16 protein-coding genes are annotated in these 18,899 nt (G+C 34.7%); 11 read left to right on the forward strand and 5 right to left on the reverse strand.

The window, feature by feature from the left end; genetic code table 11:
- A partial coding sequence (locus tag BM239_RS14875; protein ID WP_218151663.1) for a hypothetical protein occupies positions 1-321 on the reverse strand: 321 nt, incomplete at its 3' end.
- 128 nt (positions 322-449) lie between these two features.
- On the reverse strand, positions 450-1,025 hold the full coding sequence (locus BM239_RS14880) for a non-canonical purine NTP diphosphatase (RefSeq protein ID WP_092210065.1): 576 nt from the start codon (positions 1,023-1,025) through the stop codon (positions 450-452).
- A 77-nt stretch (positions 1,026-1,102) separates the two neighbouring features.
- Here BM239_RS14880 and BM239_RS14885 point away from each other — a divergent pair, with 77 nt between their 5' ends.
- Positions 1,103-2,224 (forward strand): DUF4421 family protein, encoded by a 1,122-nt coding sequence (locus BM239_RS14885; protein ID WP_245758249.1) that lies wholly within the window; start codon positions 1,103-1,105, stop codon positions 2,222-2,224.
- Positions 2,225-2,250: 26 nt separating this feature from the next.
- Entirely contained in the window at positions 2,251-2,550 is a 300-nt protein-coding gene (hpf, locus tag BM239_RS14890) for a ribosome hibernation-promoting factor, HPF/YfiA family (protein WP_092210069.1), read from the forward strand.
- Between the two features lie 8 nt (positions 2,551-2,558).
- Here the strand turns inward: hpf and rlmH are convergent, their stop codons facing one another.
- Entirely contained in the window at positions 2,559-3,032 is a 474-nt protein-coding gene (gene rlmH / locus BM239_RS14895; RefSeq protein WP_092210072.1) for a 23S rRNA (pseudouridine(1915)-N(3))-methyltransferase RlmH, read from the reverse strand.
- Positions 3,033-3,191: 159 nt separating this feature from the next.
- On the opposite strand from rlmH, the gene nadC reads away from it, so the two are divergent.
- The 3 genes from nadC to priA are packed head-to-tail and all read left to right on the forward strand — an operon-like array spanning position 3,192 to position 7,472.
- Entirely contained in the window at positions 3,192-4,049 is an 858-nt protein-coding gene (gene nadC, locus BM239_RS14900; RefSeq protein ID WP_092210074.1) for a carboxylating nicotinate-nucleotide diphosphorylase, read from the forward strand.
- 38 nt (positions 4,050-4,087) lie between these two features.
- Positions 4,088-5,017: a YihY/virulence factor BrkB family protein gene (locus BM239_RS14905; protein ID WP_092210076.1), complete on the forward strand. Its 930-nt coding sequence runs from the start codon at positions 4,088-4,090 to the stop codon at positions 5,015-5,017.
- A gap of 1 nt (position 5,018) precedes the next feature.
- On the forward strand, positions 5,019-7,472 hold the full coding sequence (priA, locus tag BM239_RS14910; RefSeq protein ID WP_092210078.1) for a replication restart helicase PriA: 2,454 nt from the start codon (positions 5,019-5,021) through the stop codon (positions 7,470-7,472).
- A 50-nt stretch (positions 7,473-7,522) separates the two neighbouring features.
- On the opposite strand, the gene BM239_RS14915 is transcribed toward priA, so the two are convergent.
- Positions 7,523-8,218, reverse strand: coding sequence for a LytR/AlgR family response regulator transcription factor (locus BM239_RS14915; RefSeq protein WP_048331193.1), 696 nt, complete (start codon positions 8,216-8,218; stop codon positions 7,523-7,525).
- A gap of 212 nt (positions 8,219-8,430) precedes the next feature.
- Between BM239_RS14915 and rpsF the strand changes: the two genes are divergently transcribed.
- The 6 genes from rpsF to hisS all read left to right on the forward strand — a co-directional run bounded on the left by rpsF (position 8,431) and on the right by hisS (position 12,620).
- On the forward strand, positions 8,431-8,769 hold the full coding sequence (gene rpsF, locus BM239_RS14920) for a 30S ribosomal protein S6 (RefSeq protein ID WP_092210080.1): 339 nt from the start codon (positions 8,431-8,433) through the stop codon (positions 8,767-8,769).
- 2 nt (positions 8,770-8,771) lie between these two features.
- Complete coding sequence (gene rpsR / locus BM239_RS14925; protein WP_092210081.1) at positions 8,772-9,068, forward strand: 30S ribosomal protein S18; 297 nt, start codon at positions 8,772-8,774, stop codon at positions 9,066-9,068.
- Positions 9,069-9,081: 13 nt separating this feature from the next.
- Positions 9,082-9,543, forward strand: a complete 462-nt coding sequence (gene rplI / locus BM239_RS14930) for a 50S ribosomal protein L9 (RefSeq protein ID WP_092210083.1) — start codon at positions 9,082-9,084, stop codon at positions 9,541-9,543.
- Positions 9,544-9,631: 88 nt separating this feature from the next.
- Positions 9,632-10,525, forward strand: a complete 894-nt coding sequence (locus tag BM239_RS14935) for a glycerophosphodiester phosphodiesterase family protein (protein WP_245758250.1) — start codon at positions 9,632-9,634, stop codon at positions 10,523-10,525.
- Between the two features lie 25 nt (positions 10,526-10,550).
- Entirely contained in the window at positions 10,551-11,018 is a 468-nt protein-coding gene (locus BM239_RS14940; RefSeq protein ID WP_092210085.1) for a DUF6495 family protein, read from the forward strand.
- A 231-nt stretch (positions 11,019-11,249) separates the two neighbouring features.
- Entirely contained in the window at positions 11,250-12,620 is a 1,371-nt protein-coding gene (hisS, locus tag BM239_RS14945) for a histidine--tRNA ligase (protein ID WP_092210095.1), read from the forward strand.
- A 91-nt stretch (positions 12,621-12,711) separates the two neighbouring features.
- Here hisS and BM239_RS14950 read toward each other — a convergent pair whose 3' ends face one another.
- Entirely contained in the window at positions 12,712-18,837 is a 6,126-nt protein-coding gene (locus BM239_RS14950; RefSeq protein ID WP_245758251.1) for a DUF8202 domain-containing protein, read from the reverse strand.
- Between the last annotated feature and the right edge of the window lie 62 nt (positions 18,838-18,899).

The raw sequence follows: 18,899 nt of genomic DNA on the forward strand, positions 1-18,899 counted from the left end.
GTATCCAGCACAAATGCCTTTTCTGTTTTCATAAACAACGTATTCGTCTTGAGTGCTTTGAAATTGATTCGGGTCAACGGTTTTATCTAAAACACTTTGAAATAGGACATAATCATATTCGATATGTGTCCCAACCCAATAATAGAAAAATTTAGTAAGTTCGGTTTTGTCTTTGATTTTATCTTTCGCATAATTAACAAAATCCCTCATATCTAAATTCAGTTCATTTGTTTCATTAATAAGATTGGTTATTGCATCAGTTTGAGAAAAAACTGAACCAAAATTAAAAAGTATAAATAGAAGTAAAATGTTTTTTCTCATAATTATTGGCAACGTACATATATGGGTAATGGTGTGTATATATCTATTATATCTACACCAAATCTAATATATCTACACCAAATCTAATCATTTCCAATAAGTTTATGCATACGTAGTTCTACGTAATTTTATAGCCCATTTAAATAGGCAATTAATTGCTGAACCGCTTTTCCGCGATGGCCAATGCGGTTTTTTTCGTCTAACGGTATTTCTGCAAAGGTTTGGGTGTAGCCATCGGCTTTAAAAATAGGGTCGTATCCAAAGCCCTCTGTTCCAGATTTGGTTTTGGTAATGCTGCCTGTACAGATGCCTGTAAACGTTTCTAGCGTTTCGTTTAGGCGCAATGCAATTACGGTTTTAAATTGGGCATTGCGGTTGTTATGGTTTTCTAAATGAGTTAGTAACTTGTTCATGTTGTCATTGGCATCCCGTTGCAGGCCTGCGTAGCGCGCAGAATACACACCAGGTTCGCCATTTAAGGCCTCAACTTCCAAGCCTGTGTCATCAGCAAAACAGTTGTAACCATAGTGGGTTTTTATATAATTGGCTTTCTGGATGGCATTGCCTTCAATGGTGTTTTGGGTTTCTGGAATATCTTCCAAACATCCAATATCTTTAAGACTTAATAAGGTTATATGGTTGGGAATTAATTGCTGGACTTCCCGAAGTTTATTTAGGTTGTTTGTAGCGAAAACGAGTTGCATATTCTATTATTTAATGTATTTTTAGCGGATAACAAATGTACTTCAAATTCTGCAATCCGATAAATTTTAACCGCTTTATGCGTAACCTATATTTTCTTTTTACCTTCTTGTTTTTAGGGTGTTTTTCCGTGCAATCGCAAATTTTAAAACATGCAGATTCATCGCGAGTCTATAAAATGGTAGATAGTATGTTTATAGATCGGGATCTAGAAAATTATTCGGTACGGTTGTTTTCCAATTACAAGGTTAAGCGCTTTACAATTCGCGATGCAGATTCTAAAACACGCTTTATCCCTAACAATCCCTTTGGTATTGGTTTTGGTTTTGCCAGTAGAAAACTACTTGTTGATATTGCCTTTAATCTAAAAACGAATAAAGAAGAAACAACAAACCGTTTTGATATGCAAGGCACCACCATCATTGGTAAAAACCATTTTGTAAATTTTTATGTGCAAACCTATAAAGGGTATACTGTGAAAAACAATTATAATGAGCCAACCGTTTTCCGAGACGATATTAAATCTGTAACCGTAGGTTTTAATTATTTGTTTACGCTTTCGGAAATTGAATTTTCGTATGCTATGCTTAAAGCAGGTCTTGCTAAACGCCATAAAAACGTTTACATTACAGGTGGTTTGGGTACCTTTGCAGTTTTTGATTATTTTTCGGGTAATGAAACCATTTTGTCAGACCAAGGTGCTTTGTATTACAATCAAGAAGCCAATATTAAACGCTATAGCTCTAGTGGTATTGGTGTTTTAGGAGGTTTTATTTCTGCTTTTATGTTGCCAAAAAATTTAATTGCCTCATTTAATGTGATGCCTGGTGTTGCGCTTATGAATAAACGGGTTACGATTACCGATGATGTTTACCGACCGTCCAACCCATTGCTTTATAAAATTGATTATACAGCGGCTTTAGCCTATAGTGCAGAACGGTATTATGTGAGCCTGATTTACAATGGCAGTGCTTATTCTACGAGTTTAGATTTTAATAATAAACAACTATTTAGTTTGAGCAAAGCTAAATTGGCATTTGGCTATAAATTATGGTCTAAAAAGAAAAAAAAAATAGTTAATCCTTTTATAAAATCTAGTAAGAAACATGAAATAAATGGTATTTTTATAGAAATGATTTGCAATTACTTTCAAAACATGACGCATGTCATTTGCAGCCATTTATTAACCCATTATATTTGAATAATAACCATTAAAAAACTATAATTATGACAATAAATTTTCAATATGTAAACCTAGATTCTAGTGAAGCTTTAACAACTTACACCAAGGAAAAATTGCAATCTCTTATAAAAAAATACGATTGGTTAATTAACTGCGATGTCCAGTTTAAAAAAGAAAACAGCACGAAAGAAGAGGGCTTTATTTGCAGTATGGAATTAAGTTTGCCAGGACCAAGAATTTATGCTATTTCAAATGAAAAGAATTTTGAAGCTTCGGTTAAGGAAACAATTAGCGATTTAGAAAAGCAACTTAAAAAACGCAAACATACGTTTTCAACTAAATAAAAATAATCTTACCGATGGTGATACGGTTCGTTTTTTAATATGGTAAAGGCACGGTATATTTGCTCTACCATAAACAGCCGTATCATCTGGTGAGAAAAGGTCATTTTAGATAATGATAACTTACCTTGCGCTTTTTCGTAAACTGCCTCTGAAAATCCATAGGGTCCACCAATAACAAATACCAACTGTTTCATTCCTGAATTCATATGTTTCTGCAAATACTCTGAAAATGCCACAGAATGCATTTGTTTGCCATTCTCGTCTAATAGAATAAGGGTATCTGTTGTGTTGAGTTTGGCTAAAATTAAATGGCCTTCTTTTTCTTTTTGTTGGGCTTCGCTTAAATTTTTAGCTTTTTTTAAGTCTGGAATTATTTCAAATTCAAATTTAATATAGTGCGAGAGGCGCTTTTGGTAGTCACTAATTAAAGCTTGTAGTTGTTTGTTATCAGTTTTGCCTATAGCAAGGAGTTTTATGGTCATGTGCAAATTTATTGGTTTTCTTGCAGAATAAGTCTATAAAATAGTTAAGTGAAATTGGTATTTAAAATTAACTCCAGATGGACGGCCTATTTTTTTTGAACTCATCCCATGGGTTTAATTAAAAATGCTATATTTTCGTAGTGTCTAAAATAATAAAAAATGATAACCCAAGACCAATTTAATAAGGAAATAGAATTAATAATTGCCAATGCTATTCGTGAGGATGTAGGTGATGGTGATCATAGTTCATTAGCATGTATTCCTGCAGAAGCAACCGGAAAAGCAAAACTTCTAGTTAAAGATACCGGTATTATTGCTGGAGTAGAATTTGCCAAACAGGTATTTGCTTATATTGACAAAGACCTAAAGGTAGAAACGTGTATTAAGGATGGTAGTTCTGTTAAACATGGTGATATTGTGTTTTATGTAGAAGGTGCTTCGCAATCTATACTCAAAGCAGAACGTTTGGTGTTAAATGCCATGCAACGAATGAGTGCTATAGCAACGAAAACTAAAGAATTTGTAAATTTATTAGAAGGAACTGGAACCAAAGTATTAGATACTAGAAAAACAACACCAGGCATTCGCGCTCTGGAAAAATGGGCTGTTAAAATTGGAGGCGGAGAAAACCATCGGTTTGCTTTGTATGATATGATTATGTTAAAGGATAATCACATAGATTTTGCTGGAGGTATTACTAAAGCCATTCAAAAAACCAAGCAATATTTAAAGGATACTAATCGTGATCTAAAGATTATTGTTGAAGCCAGAAACCTAGATGAAATAGCAGAAATTTTAAAATCTGATGGTATTTATCGGATACTAATAGATAACTTTAATTACCAAGACACTAAAAAAGCGGTAGCGTTAATTGGCAGCAAATGCTTAACAGAAAGTTCTGGAGGTATTAATGAAAATACTATTAGAAATTATGCCGAGTGTGGTGTAGATTTTATTTCATCTGGAGCCTTAACACATTCTGTTTACAATATGGATTTAAGCTTAAAAGCTGTTTAGTAGATTACTGAAAACTTTAAAATAAATTAAGAACCTCAATGTCGCAACCTATAGAAGAAAAGTTGGCTAAAATTCCCGTAGTCAATCTGTTGGTTAAATTTTTAAAGAAAATCAAGCTGCCAGGTCTGGAAGGATTATCTTTATATGATTTGTTGGAACTTTATACCATAGGTATTGCAAAAGGTGCTTTAACAACACGTGCAAGTGCTATAGCCTTTAATTTTTTTACGGCTATTTTTCCTTTTTTGCTATTTGTTTTAATTATCATTCCGTATATCCCTATAGACGATTTTAAAATCGAGTTTCAACGATTTCTAAATTCGTTTTTGCCGCCTAGTACATCAGAATTCTTCTTTGCTAATATTTTTGAAAATATAGATAGTACCGAACGTGGTGGTTTATTATCATCTGTTTTTTTAGTTTCTATGGCATTAATGGCCAACGGAATAAATGCCGTTTTTGCTGGTTTTGAAAGCTCGTATCATGAACAATTAAGTCGCAACGTTTTTAAACAGTACATGTATGCTTTAGGTGTGGCACTCATTCTAGCCTTTTTATCCATTTTAACCGTAGCCTTTTTTGGGTATTTTCAAATTTATATCATGGGTAATTTACAAACCTATGGCTATGTAGATGCCGAGCATTCTATTTTTTGGATTCTTATTGTAAAATACTTGTTTTTTGTGAGTATGATTTATATTGCTACCGCAACCTTATACTATTTTGGTACGCGTGAAGGTAAGGAATCCAGATTTTTTTCAGTTGGTGCTTTATTTACAACATTACTTATTATTCTAACATCATTCCTTTTTGGTGTGTATATTGAAAATTTCTCAAAGTATAATGAGCTTTATGGTTCCATTGGAGCGCTTTTAATTTTACTATTCTACTTATGGTTAAACAGCAATATTCTACTTATGGGTTACGAGCTCAATGCGTCTTTAAATCGTTTAAGAAAAGGCTTTTAATATGAACCATTTTATTGATGTTATTTTACCAATACCACTGGAAAAAAGCTTTACGTATCTTATAACTGCTGCCGAAGCCGAGTTTCTTAAACCTGGAATGCGGGTGTCTGTTCCATTTGGAAAAAGCAAGATTTATACAGGAATCGTACAATGCATACATACCAAAGACCCTTTGATATATGAAGCGAAAGACATTCATCAAATTCTAGACGAAACACCGATAGTTACCCAAGCTCAATTTCGCTTATGGGAATGGATGGCAAACTACTATATGTGTACCCTTGGCGATGTTATGCGAGCAGCATTACCGGGTGCTTTTATATTGGATAGTGAAACTATTATTTCTAAAAATTTAACACTTGAAATTAATGAAGCCGACTTAAAGGATGATGAGTTTTTAATATTTGAAGCGTTACAGCATCAAACCTCCTTGAAAATTCAAGACATTAGTAATATTGTTGATAAGAAAAATGTCTTGCCTTTGGTGAAACGTTTATTGGAAAAAAAAGCCATTTCGGTTCATGAGGAGATTTTCGATAAATATAAACCCAAACTCGTTCGGTATGTAAAACTTCAAAATAAGTTTCATAATCAAGATGCTTTGCAAGATTTATTAGAAGATTTAAGTCGTGCACCCAAACAACGAGATGTTGTAATGACCCTATTTTCATTAACAGCAAAATCGAAAAAACCCATTCCAGTTACCGATTTAACTGAAGCGAGTAATTGTTCGTCGGCCATTGTGAAATCGTTGATAGATAAAGAAATTCTTGAGGAATATTATGTGCAAACAGATCGGGTTCAATATAACAATCATGAAACCGAAGGATCCAAACATTTAAACAACGCACAGGAAGTTGCCATGAACGGTATTTTGGAATCTTTTAAAAAGCAAAATATTGTTTTATTACATGGCGTGACATCATCTGGAAAAACCGAAATATATGTTAAGCTCATTGAAGATGCCTTAACACAAGGAAAACAAGTCTTGTATTTGTTGCCAGAAATTGCTTTAACCACACAATTAGTAACCCGATTGCAAAATTATTTTGGTGAACAAGTGGCTATTTTTCATTCTAAATACTCCTCCAATGAACGTGTTGAGGTTTGGAATCAGGTTTTGGATAACTCGCCTAAAGCACAAATTGTTTTAGGAGCGCGATCGTCTGTATTGCTACCATTTCATAATTTAGGATTGGTTATTGTAGACGAGGAGCACGAACAATCTTATAAGCAGTTTGATCCAGCGCCACGATATCATGCGCGAGATACAGCCATTGTTTTGGCTCATATTTTTAATACAAAAACATTATTAGGGTCTGCAACGCCAAGTTTAGAAAGCTATTTTAATGCCCAACAACAAAAGTATGGTTTGGTGGAATTAAATACCCGATTTAATGATGTCCTCATGCCAGATATTGAATTGGTTGATATAAAAGATAAGCATAAACGCAAACGGATGAAAGGGCATTTTAGCGATAGGTTGATAGCAGAAATGTCCGAAACCTTGGAAGATGGGCATCAAATAATCTTATTTCAAAACCGAAGAGGGTATTCGCCAATTATTGAATGTCAAACCTGTGGGCATTCGCCACAATGTCCTAGTTGCGATGTGAGTTTAACCTATCATCAATACCGCGACCAATTACGATGTCATTACTGTGGTTATCATAGTGTCATGATTAAAAAATGCGAAGCCTGTGGTAGTGTCGAGCTGGATAATAAAGGGTTTGGTACAGAACAGGTAGAGAAGGAGGTTAGTCTGTTGTTTCCAGATTATAAAGTGGCACGTATGGATTTAGATACTACACGCGGTAAATATGGTTATGAAAAAATAATTAGCACGTTTGAAAATCAGGAAGTGGATATTTTAGTCGGTACCCAAATGCTTACCAAAGGGTTGGATTTTAGGAATGTAAAACTGGTAGGTGTAATGAATGCCGATAACATGCTTAATTTCCCAGATTTTAGAGCTCATGAACGTAGTTTTCAATTATTATTGCAAGTGTCTGGACGTGCAGGACGAACCGATAAACGCGGTAAGGTGCTGATACAAACATATAATCCACATCATAATATTCTACAGCAAGTATCTACCAATAACTACCTGCAAATGTTTAAAGAACAAATGGATGACAGATTTAATTTTAAATATCCACCAGTTTATCGTTTAATTAAAATAACTTTAAAGCATCGGGATTATAATAAAGTAAATGTGGGTGCTGATTGGTATGCTAAATCTTTAAGGCAAGTATTTAAACAGTATGTATTAGGACCTGAATTCCCACCAGTTTCACGAATTAGAAATCAGTATCATAAAAATATATTGGTAAAAATTCCAAATAAGCAGTCGTTAGCAAAAACCAAAGCCGCTATTTTAAAAATAAATACAAGTTTTTCAAGTATTAAGGATTTCAGGCCAATTCGGGTAATTCTGAACGTGGATAATTATTAAAGCAATAAATTAAGCAAAAAAAAATCCTGACGTTTAAATCAGGATTATTGTTAAATATTGTTTAGTGCATCCACCAATTGGGTCTTCTTATTACGACTTAAAGGAATTTCGTAAGCGCCAACTTCAACGTTCTTACTATTGAAACGGTCTACTTTGTCTAAATTCACAATATAAGATTTATGAATTCTTAAAAATTTCCCTTCAGGTAATTCGTGTTCAAAAGCTTTCATAGTAGAAAGTACCACCAAGCTAGTTTCTTCGGTAACTAATTTTACATAATCGCCTAAAGCTTCAATCCACTTAATGTCTTTAATATAGACTTTTCGTTTTTTAAGGTTACTCTTTACAAAAATGTGTTCACCTTCTGTTTCGTTAAAATCTAATTTTAGTTTGTGCTGTTCAACAGCTTTATCAACGGCTGTATTAAAACGCTCTCTTGTAATTGGCTTGTGTAAATAATCAGTAGCATCATAATTAAATGCTTTAAAAGCGTATTCCGTTTTACCAGTTACAAAAATAATTTGGGGTTTGTTGTTTAGAACATCAAGCAATTCAAAACCATTTAAAACAGGCATTTCAATATCCAAGAAAATTAAGTCTACTTTATGGGTATTTAAGCCGTTTTTGGTTTCTAACGCACTATTGTACTCGGCAATTAAATTAAGTGATGGGTGGTTTTCAATTAATTTAACAATCGAGAGACGTTGAATCGCGGAGTCGTCAACTACTACACAGTTTAATGTCATAACATTTTGTTTTATTTCGGTTAAGATATCGACAATAGTACAATAAATTCGGTTAAAAACCAAATAACATCGGTAAAACGTTTATTTTAACATTTCATTAACAGAAAGAACTGCGAATAAATAAAACCAGAATATAGTTGGAAATAATGTTGTAATATATGAAATTAATATTTACTTTTGCACCCATTTTTAACTATAAAATTTAGATTTTTATGAATCATTATGAAACTGTTTTCATCTTAAATCCCGTTTTATCTGAAGTTCAGATAAAGGAAACAGTACAGAAATACGAAGATTTTCTTGTTTCTAGAGGAGCGAAGATGGTAGCCAAAGAAGATTGGGGCTTAAAAAAATTAGCTTATCCAATTCAAAACAAAAAAAGTGGTTTTTATCACTTATTCGAATATCAAGTTGATGGCGACGTTATCAATCCGTTAGAAGTTGAGTTTAGACGTGACGAGCGTTTTATGCGTTACTTAACGGTAACTTTAGATAAGCACGCTGTAGCTTGGGCTGAAAGAAGAAGAGTTAAACTTAAAGAAAAAGCGTAATTATGTCATCTATAGAACAACAAGCAAAAGGAAAAAAAGACGGAGAAATTAGATATTTAACGCCGTTAAACATTGATACAAATAAAACGAAAAAGTACTGTCGTTTTAAGAAATCAGGAATCAAATATGTAGACTATAAGGATGCAGACTGGTTATTAAAATTTGTCAATGAACAAGGTAAAATTTTACCAAGACGTTTAACAGGAACGTCTTTAAAATATCAAAGAAAAGTGTCTGTTGCTGTAAAAAGAGCACGTCATTTAGCATTAATGCCATACGTGGCGGATTTATTAAAATAAAACACTCATAACAATGGAACTTATATTAAAACAAGACGTTGAAAATCTAGGATTTAAAGACGATGTTGTAACGGTAAAGAATGGTTATGGGAGAAATTTTTTAATTCCTCAAGGCCAAGCTGTTTTAGCAACTGCTTCTGCAAAGAAAGTATTAGCTGAAAATTTAAAGCAACGTGCATTTAAAGAAAAGAAAATTATTGATGATGCTACTAAAATTGCTGAAGCTATTAAATCTTTAGAGATTAAAATTACAGCTAAAGCTACTGAAGGTGCATCAGCAGGTGATAAATTATTTGGTTCAATTACCAAAGCAGATTTAGTTGAAGCTTTTGAAAAAGAAGGACACACTATCGACAAAAAATTTATTAGTATTACTGGTGGTAGTATTAAGCGTTTAGGTCAATATGATGCGGTTATTCGTTTACATAGAGAAGTAACTGTAGAATTACCATTCGAGGTTATTGCACAAGCTTAATTAGCATTTGCATCATACAATATAAACCGTTTAGAATGGCTCTAAACGGTTTTTTTAATTCTAATTTTTAAAGATTCTTACTCAAAAAATGATGTCCATAAGATTGTCACTAATAGTCCTTTTTTTAGTTTTTTTATCTTGTAAGGATACAAACAAACAAGCAATTGAAACGTTTAATCCTGCTTTAAAACCTTCAGCTTTAATTGAAACTTTTCGGTATCAACCCAATGCGTCACCATGGATTAGCGCGCATCGTGGTGGTGTAGGAATTGCAAATTATCCAGAAAACTGTTTAGAAACTATTAAATATGTGAATGATAGCATTGCAGCAGTTTTTGAGATTGATGTAGCTAAAACAAAAGATGGTGTACTGGTTCTAATGCATGATAATACTTTGGAACGCACCACAACAGGTACGGACAAGCTAACCAAATATACATTTAAAGAGCTTCAGGAATTCCAGTTAGTTGATGACTACGGAACCATGACTAATTTTAAAATTCCCAAGTTTACAGATGTTTTAGCTTGGTCTAAAGCCAATAATGCGATCTTAACCATTGATATTAAGAAAAGTGTAGATGTGGCTGAAGTTATTCAAGCCATACGTGAAAACCATGCAGAAGATATTTCTGTGATTATCACCTATGATATGGAGCAAGCTCGTAAAGCCTATATGTTAGCACCCGAATTATTATTATCTGTGTCTGCAAGAAACCAACAGGAATTGGAGTGGTTATTAAAATCGGAAATTCCAACCAATAATATGATTGCTTTTACGGGAACAAAATTATCAGATACCTCATTATATTACAACTTACATAAAAATGGTATAAAAACCATGTTAGGAACGTTGGGTAACTTGGACAAACAAGCAGAAGCCAAAGGGGATTCCTTATATATAAAATGGCAAAAACTAGGTATTGATGTTTTTGCTACCGATAGACCATTTGAAGCAGCCAAAGCTTTAAATATTGTGAAATAATAGAATAATAAATTAATTAGTACCTATGAAATACGCAAGATTAACCAAAGAACAATTTGAAGAATTACATCAAGAGTTTATAAATTTTCTAGCGACACAGTCTATAACTGCAGATGAATGGACCGATATTAAAACCAATAAGCCAGAAGTAGCAGAACAAGAGCTCGATGTGTTTAGCGACTTGGTATGGGAAGGTGTTTTGAAGAAAGTTATTTATATTGAGCATATTTCACCACAACAAATGCATTTGTTTCACTTAAAAGAAGAGCACATGCATTTAATTGCAGTTAAATTGAAAAACCCAATCGATTTAACGACCAAAGACGGTTTTAACTGGTTGCGAGAAAATTTAATGGATGATGATGTGGAGTTTCTTCAAGCAAAAAAAGAATATTCAGACGATAAAAATGCCGATAAGTTTCAACTCATTCAACAAGGTGGTGTTATTACCAAAGGCGAGTTATTCCAGTACCTAGATAAGTTGATAAATTAGAGTAATTTAATTCATGCAAATGGCGCTTCGAGTGTTAAGAGTTTAGTCTGATTGTATCGAGAAGTTAAGGCCGAATTGAAAATGTGTTCACGCTATTTTTTTTTCTTATTAAAAAAATACGAGCTGCCGTTTTTAATTCTTTATTTTTGTCGAATTGTAAATTTAGAGTATAAATGAGTCCTGATGTTTGTCGGGATTAAAAAAAGATTTCCACTTTCGTGGGAAAATATTATGGCACAAAAACCAAGCATACCAAAAGGCACAAGGGATTTTAATCCAGAACAAGTTGCCAAACGTAATTATATTTTTCAAACCATCCAGAAGCAATTTGAAACCTTTGGGTTTCAGCCAATAGAAACCCCTAGTTTTGAAAATTCCGATACGCTTATGGGAAAATATGGCGAAGAAGGCGATCGGTTGATTTTTAAGATTTTGAATTCAGGTGATTATTTGAGTAAAGTGGATGATGGATTATATTCTGAAAAAGACTCTAACAAAATCACAGCAAGCATTTCCGAAAAAGCTTTACGTTATGATTTAACGGTTCCCTTTGCACGGTACGTGGTACAACACCAAAACGAGATTGAGTTTCCCTTTAAGCGTTATCAAATGCAGCCTGTATGGCGTGCAGATAGACCGCAAAAAGGACGTTTTAGAGAATTTTATCAGTGCGATGCAGACGTGGTAGGATCTACATCTTTATGGCAAGAAGTGGAGTTTGTACAATTATATGACAGCGTTTTTTCAGCTCTAAAATTGGAGGGTGTTACCATAAAAATTAACAACCGGAAAATATTATCGGGTATTGCTGAAGTTATTGGGGCTAGCGACAAACTCATTGATTTTACTGTTGCTTTAGACAAACTAGATAAAATTGGCGAGGAGAAGGTGAAAGCTGAAATGCTGGAAAAAGGAATTTCAGAAGCAGGAATTACTAAATTACAGCCGTTGTTTACATTGTCTGGTGATTTTAATTCGCAAATAGAACAACTTAAAACTATTTTAAGTTCTTCAGAAGAAGGCAGAAAAGGAATTGATGAATTAGCCTTTATTGATATAGCCATTTCAGAATTAGGTTTGCAGACAGCTAAATTACAGCTTGATGTTACCTTGGCACGTGGTTTAAATTACTACACAGGGGCTATTTTTGAAGTTTCAGCACCTGAAGGCGTACAGATGGGATCTATTGGTGGTGGTGGTCGCTACGATGATTTAACGGGAATTTTTGGTATGCCTGATATGAGTGGTGTTGGAATCAGTTTTGGACTAGATCGTATTTATTTGGTTTTAGAAGAAATGAATCTATTTCCCGAGACTGTGACTAAAAATATCGATGTTTTGTTTATTAATTTTGGAGAGGCGGAAGCGTTATTTAGTTTGAAAGCTATTAAACAATTACGTTCTTATGGTATAAATGCCGAATTGTATCCAGATAATGCTAAAATGAAAAAGCAAATGAATCATGCTAATAAGCGCCAAATTCCTTTTGTGGTTTTAGTTGGTGATAATGAAATGGAGCAGGGCAAGTACACACTTAAAAACATGGCTTTAGGAGATCAATTTGAATTAACACTTCAGGAACTGGTTGAAAAATTAGCCTAGTAATGCTTCAATTGGAGTTAACTATATAAGGTAAAAACAAAAGCCTTGGAACTATTTCCAAGGCTTTTGTAGTTTAGTGGTTGGTTTGCTATTAATTCACGATTACTTTTTTGGTAATTATGCTACCATCGGTTTTTTCAAGGTTAATGATATACGAGCCTGTACTTAAACCATGCACTTTAATTTCTTGGTAGTTGGTGTCTTCTAATGTATCGATTCGGATAACAGACTGACCTAGGATAGTGAACATTTCAGCAGCATCTAACGGTACCATTTTAGGGTTGTGAATAATGATGCTTCCTTTCGTGTTTGCAAAGTAAACTTGTAAATTTTCTTGAGCTGTAATCTCATCGATGCTTAACGCATTATTATCCGTAAATGTCAATTCAAAACGATCTGCATATTCACCAGCGTCTAAATAAATTTCATAGTCGCCATTGGTGCGTAAGTTGTGATAAATATCTAGTGTAATGTCATGAACAAATATGTCTAAATCATCAGGGATATTTTCTAAACTATCAATGGTTATGTTGTTTAATCCTGTTTCACTAGTTTTAATGTTTAGTGGTAGGATAGTACTTTCTGTAAATGCATCAACACCTTGAATGGTATAGTTATCGGCGTTTATCACCCATGACATTTCGTCTATTTGGACTTCGTTTAACAAACCATCAAATCCCCAATCGTAACCTATTGAAGCCCGATCATCAGCTGTCACTAATAATTGTCTGTGAATGGTATTTACGGAGTTAAAACCTAGACGGATTTTCATACGATTGTCGGTATTTTCGGTTTGTGATTGCGAGTTCGATCTCATAAATACAGAAGCCGCAGTACCTTCTTTTTGGAATTGACGTTGTCCGTTATTAAACAGTACATTACCGTTAGTTTCGCCTTTTACAAAGAAACCTTGACCGACAGGAATGTAACGACCTGGTGTTTTAGTTGGTGTGCCACCAGCTCCACCATCAGGATGATTAGATCCCATAGAGGCCGCAGGAGCACCACCAGAATAGTTATAAGTACCATAACCACCTTGGTATTCAGCTGTAACATGCGATCCGCCTCCCCAATGTTCCCAGAAATAAAGTGTACCACTAATTAGCGGGTTTGCACCAGATCCAGAAATGGTTGGTCCGTTATCGGTTATAAATTGTTGAGCATCTATAGCAGAAGCATATGGATTACCTACTAAATATTCATTACCAGCATTGATAGGTAAAGAGACATTTCCGTTATTAGGTTTTCCATCAAACACATAGTTTTGTTCTAGTGATACAGTTCCAGAAGTATTGGTAACACCTTTCATAGTAAAACCTTCACCTGCAAAAAGAGTTCCTGTATTTCTAACATGTTGCCAAGAAGCATAGTCATCAGCTAAACGGTTGTTGTATTTCCAAATCCAATAGTGTGCAATTTTTAAATCAGCATCACTGTTAGAGCCATTATAACCACCAACATAAGTAATATTAGCAGGAGCACTTGATGTTGTGCCATCTTTCATGATATGGTTATTTAGCGTATAGCTAAAATTATTTGGGTTGGCAGTAGCTGTATTCCCTACAGGAGCACTCCAGTAATTATAAGTATATAAATCTCGTGTGCCTTGTTGGTCTTTTTCTAAAGAACCTACAGTTCCAACATTTAAATCACTATCAATTGACTGAATCAATTGTGATTCACCTTCTAAATCAATTTTTCCGCCTAGATTTAAATAGTGTGTTACCGTTAATCCATTTCCAGTTTCAGACGTATTATCCCCATCAAGGGTTAATTTATTGGAATCTAAAAATAGCGCTAATAAATTTCGGTTTCCTGCATTTCCAGAAGCAAGACTACTGTTGTCCATAGTAATGTTATGGCTTGTTTCAACAATATTCCAATCTATTGTTTTGGTATTATCTACAATAGAATTTGAACCAGGAATGGTTTGTAGGTTACCATTTGTCCAGGTGGTATTCGTATTCCATGCAGTATTTGCTGTAGAAATATAAGGTAAAGGTGCGGTTTGTTTATCGACTGTCCGTAATGTCCGTAAAGCACCTTGGTTACCATTTCCAGATTCATCTTTTGTATTCGTATAGGTATAGGTAGACATTGGATAATAACCCGCTAGACTTGTCCAAGGAATGGTAGCTATGTCATTTTTAGTAGGCGTAACACCTTTGCTTAAGAAGTATGAACCGCCAACAAAACCAGCGTTGTTTTCAATTTCTTGATTCATGATGTAACGTAATTGTGCTACCGTTAATGCTGTATTCCAGACACGAACTTCATCAATATTACCATTGAAAAAAGCCTGAGGCGTCAATTTAGATGCCGCACCAATATAAAAGGATTGATTCGTATTGTTTGGAGCAGATTTGGCAGCTTGCTTATCTAAAATACCATCTATATATAGGTATGCATTTCCACCTTGATATATAACAGCTACTTGATGCCATTGGTTTTCAGGGATTATGGTGTTTGAAGTTGTTGTTTGAATAGCACCGGAAGTGGTTTTCCAAGAGACTTCGAACTGCCCAATAGCATTAATTTTAAAATCATAACCTTCCGTATAAGCGGCATCACGTTTGGATAGAATAGATTTATTAAGTGAATTAACATCTCTTCTAATCCATGCAGAAATAGTAAAAGCAGTTGGGTTTAAATCCAAAGCATCTTCCATATCTACATAGTTAGATGTTCCATTGAAATAAACAGACCTTTCAAATGTACGTTCTGGAGCCCAACCAAATGTGATGTATTTTGTGTCATCAAAATCATAATTGGTTTTTAATATAGCTTCACCTAATTCATTCGTACCTTCCGTCATGACTCGGTAATCGGCTGTTGGGTCAAAATTAGGCGTATCTGAAATAAACATTAAATAACGTCCATTTGGAGGCGTTGCGGTTCGAACCGCACTTTTTAAAATAGCTACTTCAACGGCTGGGATATCGCCTAATGGCGCCACTTTTTCAACGACTTTCCAAGTACGAGCAATTCCGTTAAACTGTACATGCGTACCACCTGGAATTACTGGTGAAATATCTGTACTCATGTCGACATCTACAATAACAGCAGGATCATCTAAATCTACGCCATTATTACCCCAAACAAGGAATTCTTTATCTTCTAATTCTGTATTTGAATTTAAGTTGTTTGTGTTAGAAATACTACCCATTCCAATTGTTAGAATACCTTGCGCTCTGAAACCACCATCTATAGCATTGTTAACACTACGAGATTGTTTTTGCAATAAATCTGAAGCGTCATCACGACCTATTCCAGCAATATCATAATTAAATACGTCTTCAGCAGGTGTTCCTGTATTAGCATCCCAAATAAGTGTTCCATCACTATCTACGTAATCTTGGGATGTACCATTAACACCTAATGTAATACCGTATTTTATAGCTAAATACGATTGGATACGGTTACGCTCTTGGGTGAGATTGGCATCTTCTTTTTTAGCAGAGTAGGTAATGACTTCTGCAATTCTACCTTCATAACTACCTTTAAAAGCTTCGCTTCTTCCTAAAAAGTATCTGGAGTTTGTAACGTTTTCGTACTGTGGTAGCCCAACTTCTGTATTGCCAATATTATTGGCATTATATAATAAAATATTAGCAGTTGGTGAGTTGGAGTTATTTTTAGAATTTATTATACCTACATTGTTGTAATTAGCAGAAGTACTAGTATGTGCGATTCCGTAACCTCTGCTATTTATTGGAACAGAAGTTGTGGACGTTGTATTAACAGCGTATGAAATAACTTCATTATCAAATCTTACGGAATATCGGCCGTAGCCAATTCCAGATCCATCTCGCTCGTCAGTTAAAGGATCAATATCTCCACAAAAAACATCCATACTAGCTAAAGATGACGTGACATTTACATCAGGAATCACGACAACAAACATATCTTGCGTATAAAATCCTTCAGATCCAATTAAAGTATGTCTGTTGGTGTCTGAATAATCAAAATCTTCACCAGCAGTATCATAATCATTGTCAAAATCAACAACTGGATTAAAGTTTACATTATAAAGAGGTGCATCTCGATAGGTTGGTTCTAATCCAGCAGGAGCGGTAGCATTTACTGCTCTTCCTTGATCCGCCCAAAGCGATACAGGTTGCCCATCGGTATACCCTAGGCCGTCGGTACCTTTTAACCATAAAGCTAAATCGTTAGTAACACCACCAGGCCCTTCAGTTAATGGGGCAACACCAGTGCCTTGAACTCTAAAGTTGTATGGGTTTTCGTTACTGTCGTTATTATCTATAGAAATATTAGCTGTCACAGTTCCACTAGCTGTAGGCGCAAAACGAACGACAAATGTTCGGCTAGCTCCAGCAGCAATAGTGCTTCCTCCAGGTTGTGTTAAAATGGTAAATGCCGCATCCCCTGAAATATCTACCAAAGGTGTTCCTCCGGTTAAATTCAGAGGCATTGTTCCAGTATTATGAATCGTAAATGTGTGGTCTAGTGTAGATCCTGCGCTAACCGATCCGAAATCTGTGTCATCGGTTGCAGAAGCAACGATGTCACCATCAGTAATGGAAATACCTAAACCTGTAATGTTTATCTCTGGTGCAGGTGCACCTGCAGTTATATTTACGGTATAATCTTCAACTTCGCCATAACTAAAGGACTCGCATGATGTTGGAATACCATTGTATTTTAGACTAACACGCATGCGCGTGTTTCCAGTTGTAGCTGTAAGTGGTACAGTAAATGATCCAGACACAGGAGAGGCGGTAGTTGGACTTTGTGTCCAGACCTGCTCACCAGAATCTGTAAAAACACCATTTTGGTTATAATCAATCCATACTGAATAACCTTCGTTAAATGATGATCCAGGCCATGTAGGTGTTATAGTAATCGTATACCCCGTATTCTGCGTTAAATTAGTTGAGATAGCAGTAAAGTCTGAATATCCTGTACTTGTAGTACCAACGCCAGAACTATTATTTATACCGTTTAATTGAACACGACTAATATATTCATCATTTGTATTGTTTCCATTGGAAGCACAATATGTAACAGAAGGATTTAAATTGACAATTTGAATTTCATGATTTAAAACATTATTATTTCTATGTGCCCAATGTGCTGCTTGAATTGTTGAATTTAGATAGAAATTTCTCCAGCCTCTGCCATAAGCTGTACCAGTTCCGCTTGAGGTAGCTGTTCCAATAATTAATGCTTCATTGGTATTAGATAATGCAGCTGATGTTATATCTATAGTTGTTTGACCTGCAGTATTACTCGTGTTTGAGAATCGACTAACATTTATAGTTGGGTTACTTGCAACATGAACAAATTGCCTATTACCACCAGATACTGCATCATGATCTGAATTAAACTCCCATGAGACCGTTTGGTTATTGAATCCAGGGCGTAATATTGGCCAGTTATCGGCTATGGCTTGATTTGAACCACTATTAGTCAAGTTACCTCTGTGTTGAGCGAAAATCATGGCGTTATTCCAATTGCTTACATTTGTTGCAGTGCCTGAACCGTTTGCATTGGCACGAAGTGTAATGTTACCAGTATCTCCATCAACTGCACCAGAATCTCCATGTAAAATAGTCCAATTGCTTCCCGTAAATTCAACGACCGTTATATAAACGGAAACATTGTTAGCATTAGAACCCTTTTGAACTCGCAAAGAGGTTGCACTCTCTAAATAGGTAATTGCGCTTCCAGTATCTGCTCCAGCAGATGATACATTGTTTACAATTCCTGTAATAAAAGGAATACATTTATTTGGATTTACAATTCCACTTAATGCTTGAGTTACATTACTTGTAGTCCCATTTAAGGTTACAATATATCTTCCACGAACAATGAATTCATTAGCACCACCTGATGTTCCAGTGTAATTCCAAATTGATGTGCTAAATCTTGTATTATTGTTGGTTGAACTACCGTCTCTGTAAAAAGTTACTGTATTTGCAGAGGTTAACCTTGCTGCACCCGATAAATCGGAAGCAGAATGTGTTCCAGTATCATCTGGTCTTCCTGCTTGTGCTAATCTATTATTATTATTTAATACAAAAGCATTGTTTATAGAAGAGACAGCTGTAATAGTATTTGTACCACCTAAACGACCAATATTTGAGGAATTTAAATGTTGTACATTAAAATCTTGAGAGAAAGAATAACCTGAAAATAAAAGTACGCTAAATAGCAATAGGTACTTTCGTACTAAAATAGTAGAATTTTTCATAAGTAGTCAATTTATTAGTTTTGGGACTAATTAATTTAGTATTAATAGCTTAAGGCAAATAT

This window comes from Algorimicrobium echini (assembly GCF_900115185.1).
GTDB classification, from domain to species: domain Bacteria; phylum Bacteroidota; class Bacteroidia; order Flavobacteriales; family Flavobacteriaceae; genus Algorimicrobium; species Algorimicrobium echini.